Annotated in this window: 5 protein-coding genes; 3 read left to right on the forward strand and 2 right to left on the reverse strand. The window is 48.3% G+C overall.

Annotation, left to right across the window (positions count from 1 at the left end; translation table 11 throughout):
* Positions 1-952, forward strand: a 952-nt coding sequence (locus KDD36_14590) for a c-type cytochrome (GenBank protein MCB0397877.1), incomplete at its 5' end; no start/stop codon positions are given.
* Positions 953-1024: 72 nt separating this feature from the next.
* The gene (locus KDD36_14595) at positions 1025-2356 is read left to right on the forward strand and encodes a YHYH protein (GenBank protein ID MCB0397878.1); all 1332 of its coding nucleotides are present in this window, start codon (positions 1025-1027) and stop codon (positions 2354-2356) included.
* Positions 2357-2608: 252 nt separating this feature from the next.
* On the opposite strand, the gene KDD36_14600 is transcribed toward KDD36_14595, so the two are convergent.
* Entirely contained in the window at positions 2609-3409 is an 801-nt protein-coding gene (locus KDD36_14600) for an ABC transporter substrate-binding protein (protein MCB0397879.1), read from the reverse strand.
* A gap of 3 nt (positions 3410-3412) precedes the next feature.
* Positions 3413-4780, reverse strand: coding sequence for a pyridoxal-phosphate dependent enzyme (locus tag KDD36_14605; GenBank protein ID MCB0397880.1), 1368 nt, complete (start codon positions 4778-4780; stop codon positions 3413-3415).
* Between the two features lie 469 nt (positions 4781-5249).
* On the opposite strand from KDD36_14605, the gene KDD36_14610 reads away from it, so the two are divergent.
* Positions 5250-5795 (forward strand): transposase (locus KDD36_14610; protein ID MCB0397881.1); only part of this gene is annotated, 546 nt, incomplete at its 3' end.

Genomic DNA, 5795 nt, shown 5'->3' on the forward strand with positions numbered 1-5795 from the left:
TGTCACCCGGGAAAGCCTGTTCACCGTCCCCGAAAACTTCCCCGAACCGGTTTATGATTTTTCCCGGAACCCTTTAACGGAAAGTAAAATACTACTGGGTAGAACACTGTTCTATGATCCTATCCTTTCCCGGAACAACACCATTTCCTGTGAGAACTGCCATTCACCATTTTCCGCGTTCACGCATATCGATCATGCCCTGAGCCATGGGATATACGACAGCGTAGGTACAAGGAACTCACCGGCCTTGATGAACCTGGCCTGGCAAAAGACTTTTATGTGGGATGGTGCCGTGAATAACCTGGATATGCAGGCACTGGTGCCCATTGCGCATCCGGCGGAGATGAGAAGCTCCATCAATGAAGTGGTGCACAAGCTGAATGCTTCCGGGAAGTATCACCAACTTTTCTTCAAAGCCTTCGGCGACAGCATGGCGACGGGGGAAAGAACTCTAAAAGCCTTATCACAATTCATGCTCACGTTGGTAAGTGCAAACTCCAGGTACGATCAGGTGATGCGAAGGGAAGCAACGTTTACAGACCAGGAAGCCAATGGGTATCGACTTTTTAAAACACATTGTGCCTCCTGTCACACGGAGCCTTTGTTTACCAATGGAAGCTTCGAGAACAACGGATTGCCCATGGATTCTGTGTTGAACGACGTTGGTAGGATGGAGGTAACCTCAGATCGGAATGATTCGTTAAAGTTCAAAGTTCCGACTTTACGTAACATAGAATATACTTATCCATACATGCACGACGGGCGTTTTAAGAAATTATCAGAGGTGTTGAACCACTATACCGGTGGCATCCACCATTCCCGGACATTGGCCCTGCAATTGCAAAATGGCATTGTTTTAACCTCCAATGAAAAGGTGGACCTCATCACCTTTCTACTCACACTCTCCGACAAAACGTTTGTGTTTAACCCGAATTTCAGATACCCGAGATGATTTGTTCTCTCAGTAAACGATTTCAAGTTATTGTCATCCAACCTCAATAGTTACCCATCAAAAAAGCAACGAATGAAAAAACCGTTACTCACCATCGCATCATTTTGTGTTGTGACATTTGCTCACGCACAGTTAAGTCCGGCCATTACATCCTGGTTGCAGAACACCACCACCACGGCCAGGCATTATGTTTCCGGAAATTCAACACCTATCAATGATCCGGATCTGGTAAATGTTCAAAAGGTGCAGTACAATGCAACGCATGTTTATGTAACCACCACCGGTTTGCCGAGTTATGTAACAGGGCCTTTCCTGGATGGAAATCCTTCGGTTGCGAGCGACCAAAGCGCGGTGTTCAAGTTTCCTTTGAATCCGGTAGTGAACTCCGGAACGCCGGTGAATACGGTCATGGGAAATATCGGTGTGTTTATCAATGGTGTGGCTTTGTTCGATTACCGTGATGGTGTCAGCTGGAATAACTCTACCAATTCATTGGCAGGCGGACCGCTTGGAGGATCCGGTGATGGTCAATGGAACCGGGATGCTGTTGTTGCGGAAATGGGTGGATTCGATTGCAACAAAGCACATCCTGCCATGGGTAACTATCACCATCATCAGAACCCGAGTGCATTTGACCTGGACCTGGTGGTGGTATCCACCATCTGTAATCTCTACGATGCAGAGGGGTTGTACGCCATTGACAGTTCCGCACATTCGCCGTTGATAGGCTTTGCATATGATGGTTTTCCGATTTATGGCGCCTATGCCTACAAGAATGTAAATGGAACCGGTCCGATCGTCAGGATGAAGTCGAGCTATTCATTGAACTCTGGTACCACGAGGACCAATGGCCCGCCCGTAAACGGCACGTATCCCCTCGGTACTTTCAGAGAGGATTACCATTACACCGCCACATCCTCCGCTACACCGGACTTTCTGGATGAGCACAACGGCCGGTTTTGCGTGACTCCGGAATATCCCGCAGGTACCTATTGTTATTTTGCTACGGTGGATGAGAACTGGAATTCTGCCTATCCTTACGTTGTTGGTCCGACCTTCTATGGAAGCATGGTGGCGGCCAAGGTGACTTCCGTTCCGTCAGGCACAACAACCTACGTCGCCACCACCGGTGTGGCAGGTACCAATCTGGAAGGTGCCCAGGTGAGTGTGTTCCCCAACCCGTCCAGCGAACTCCTGATCATTCAATTGAAAGACCTCAACAAGGAAAACCTGAAGGTGGAGTTGTATGATATGAATGGAAAACTCGTGCAGACCACCACATTGTTGCAAGGCAGCACCATTGCCCATTTTGATACCAAGACACTTTACGGTGGACAATACCTGGTGAAGATCTCAAATGGTACCACCGTTACCACCCGAAAGGTGATCGTTACGAAGGATTGATTTATTCATTGAAGATGTGCGATCAGGCGAAGGGTTTTCCTTCGCCTGATTGTGTTTTATATTGTAGCGTATTTCCTTTTCGTCACTAATAGCATAAAAGACGGTTGGCTCTGAGGTTTTCTTCTATTTGAAAGTAATTGATGTTTTAACACAGAGTTATAGGAGAATGCACAGAGATCACTGAGGGTTAGGCGAACGGTTTTACCTTCGTCTGATTATTTTGTAGCTTGAAGCTACCGTGTTGAACACTGCTTATTCCTGAAGCAGCATCGCTCTTAATCCTTTGAAGTATTCCGGACTGTGCAGGAGTCTGGAACCATACCAGGAGAAGAGTTCTCCATCTACCAATACACTTTTGATCTCCGGAAAACGCTCTTGCCATTCGGGCAGGTGTTTTTCTTTGAAGGGGAATGGTTCTGAGCTGAGAAGGATCAGTTCAGGTCTGAGTGCCCGAAGTCCTTCGGTGGTCACGGAAGGATAGCGCCCTTGTCCGGTGGGGCAGACATTGATAAATCCACATCGCGTCATCATATCGTCGATGAAACTGCCGGGGGCAGCCAACATGATGGGATCGTTCCAGATGACGTAGGCAGCCCTTCTCTTTTTCCCAAGGGGTAGGGGGCCGATAACGGAGAAGGCATCGCCGATCTTACCCATGAGGTCATAAGCGGCATCCATGGTCTTTGTCATCATTCCCACCTCACGGATCATCTCAAGGGAATCTCCGAGGTCTGAGATGTCGCTGGTCCATACGGGACAAGACTCCCGCAGCTCTTCGATCTGCATACGTTCGTTCTCCTCCTTGTTGGCGAGAACGAGGTCCGGACGGAGACTGCGGATGGCGTCCAACTTAAGGGTTTTGGTGCCTCCAACACGTGGGATGGTCCTGAACATCTCTTCCGGGTGGATGCAGAATTTGGTGATCCCGGCCAGTTTTCCGGCAAGTCCCAAGTCCCACAACAATTCTGATTGCGACGGTACAAGCGATACGATGCGTTGTACCTCGTCGGGTACATTCACATCATAGCCGGTCTGGTCTGTAAGTGTCGGCATGGATCAGATGGCCAGTGCCCTGATCAGGTCGTGTTTGGTAATGATATGTACGGTCTTATTCTCGTCACGCACAATCACTGCGGGGTTTTCGCGCGTGATGAGCTTGGCGACATCTTCCACCGCATCGTTCATCTTTACTTCCGGGAATGGTGCCAGCATCACATCTTTCACAGGGGATGACTTCAGGTTGGGGTCGTCCAGCAACTTACCGAACAGACTGCTTTCGGATACGGCACCTTCCACCGTACCGTTGTTCATGACGGGAAGCTGGGAGATGTTGAACTCGGTCATTATTTTCACGGCTTCTGCGATGGTTTGATCGGTTTTTACAGCAATCACATCATGATCCTGAGGTAATCGGTCACGGATGATGTGGGCCACTGTGTACCTGACCTTGTCAAGGAAGCCACGTTCCCGCATCCAGTCGTCGTTAAAGAGTTTGCCTACGTAGCGGCTGCCATGATCGTGGAAGAGGACGACCACGAGGTCGTCTTTTTTCAGCTGTGCTTTCATCTGGGCGATACCGGCTACGGCTGATCCGGCGGAATAGCCAACGAAGATCCCTTCTTCTCGTGCCAGCCGGCGGGCGTAGATGGCGCCGTCTTTGTCCGTCACTTTTTCAAAATGATCGATCAGGTCGAAATCCACATTCTTTGGGAGGATGTCTTCGCCGATGCCTTCGGTAATATAGGGGTAGATCTCTTTCTCGTCGAACTCGCCGGTTTCCTTATACTTTTTGAATACCGAGCCATAGGTGTCGATGCCCCACACCTTGATGTCGGGATTTTTCTCCTTAAGGTAGCGGGCCACGCCTGAGATGGTGCCTCCGGTGCCTACGCCTACCACAAAATGGGTGATCTTGCCTTCGGTCTGTTCCCATATTTCAGGGCCGGTGGTTTCGTAGTGGGCTTCCCGGTTAGAGAGATTATCGTATTGGTTCGGGTAGAATGAATTGGGGATCTCCTGGTTCATCCGGCGCGCTACGGAGTAGTAGGAGCGGGGATCTTCGGGGGTTACGTTGGTAGGGCAAACGACCACTTCTGCGCCCATGGCGCGAAGCACGTCCATCTTCTCCTTGCTCTGCTTGTCGTTGGTCGTGCAGATGAGTTTATACCCCTTTACGATACACGCCAGTGCGAGTCCCATGCCGGTATTTCCGCTTGTGCCTTCAATGACGGTGCCGCCCGGTTTGAGTCGTCCGTCTTTCTCGGCATCTTCAATCATTTTCAGGGCCATGCGGTCTTTCACCGAGTTGCCTGGATTAAACGTTTCTACTTTGGCGAGTACCGTGGCAGGCACGTCGGCCACAATGCGGTTCAGTTTCACCATGGGCGTATTGCCAATGGTTTCGATGATGTTGTTGTAGTACATGGTGCAAATATAGGAAGGTTTCGGGACCTAAGTTTCTGGTTTGTGGTTTCTGGTTTAAGGTTTAAAGTTTAAGGTTGCCGTACCGTATGCCTTTGAGGTTCGCAGATGCATTACGAAATCACCACATCATTACATCACCAAATCACAAAATGGTTTCCGGTTTAAGGTTTAAAGTTTAAGGTTGCCGTACCGTATAACTTTGAGGTTCGCAGATGTATTACGAAATCACCAAATCACCACATCACCCCATTCTCAAATTCCCCCATTTTCAAATCATCAAATTTTCAAATTGGCACATCACCAAATCAACCACATTCTCAAATCTTCAAATTGTCCAGCTAGCGCGGATGTTCTCGAAGGCGGCTAGCGCGGATTTGCAATCCGTGCTCATCACGATATTTTCTTACTCAAGAAAGAAACAAGCACTCTTTGAACCAAACACTCCTCGGGCTTTTCCTACATTGGGTGCATGTCAGATAAATACACTATCCGCGATCAGACCAAGGCGCATTTTATTACATTAACCGTAGTGGGTTGGATTGATGTTTTTACCCGCCTCAACCAAAAGAATATGATGATTGATGCCCTTCGATTCTGTCAGGAAAACAAAGGTCTCATTATCTATGCCTATTGTCTAATGCCCAGTCATCTTCACATGATCTGTCAGGCACAGGAAAATGCTGTATTATCCGATATACTTCGTGACCTCAAGAAATTTACCAGTAAGAAGATAATTAAACTCCTGCATGACGAACCTGAAAGCCGCAAGGAATGGATGACAAAGCTCTTTGAGGATGCATGCCGGCATCTGAAACGTAACGTACAATATAAAGTGTGGCAAGATGGCAATCAATCCAAAGAACTGTTCTCTAATAAGTTCATCTGGCAGAAACTCAATTATATTCATATGAATCCGGTGACTGACAAGATCGTCGCCAGACCTTATGATTATCTTTTCAGCTCCGCAAGGAATTATGCAGGATTGGATAGTTTGCTCGATGTGACTTTACTAAGT

The sequence above is a fragment of the Flavobacteriales bacterium genome, assembly GCA_020435415.1.
Lineage (GTDB): Bacteria > Bacteroidota > Bacteroidia > JACJYZ01 > JACJYZ01 > JACJYZ01.

What these genes read in the sequence shown, in the direction of transcription:
- KDD36_14605 (MCB0397880.1), bottom strand. Translation starts at nt 4,780, where the DNA reads ATGTACTACAACAACATCATCGAAACCATTGGCAATACGCCCATGGTG.
- KDD36_14595 (MCB0397878.1), top strand. Translation starts at nt 1,025, where the DNA reads ATGAAAAAACCGTTACTCACCATCGCATCATTTTGTGTTGTGACATTT.
- KDD36_14600 (MCB0397879.1), bottom strand. Translation starts at nt 3,409, where the DNA reads ATGCCGACACTTACAGACCAGACCGGCTATGATGTGAATGTACCCGAC.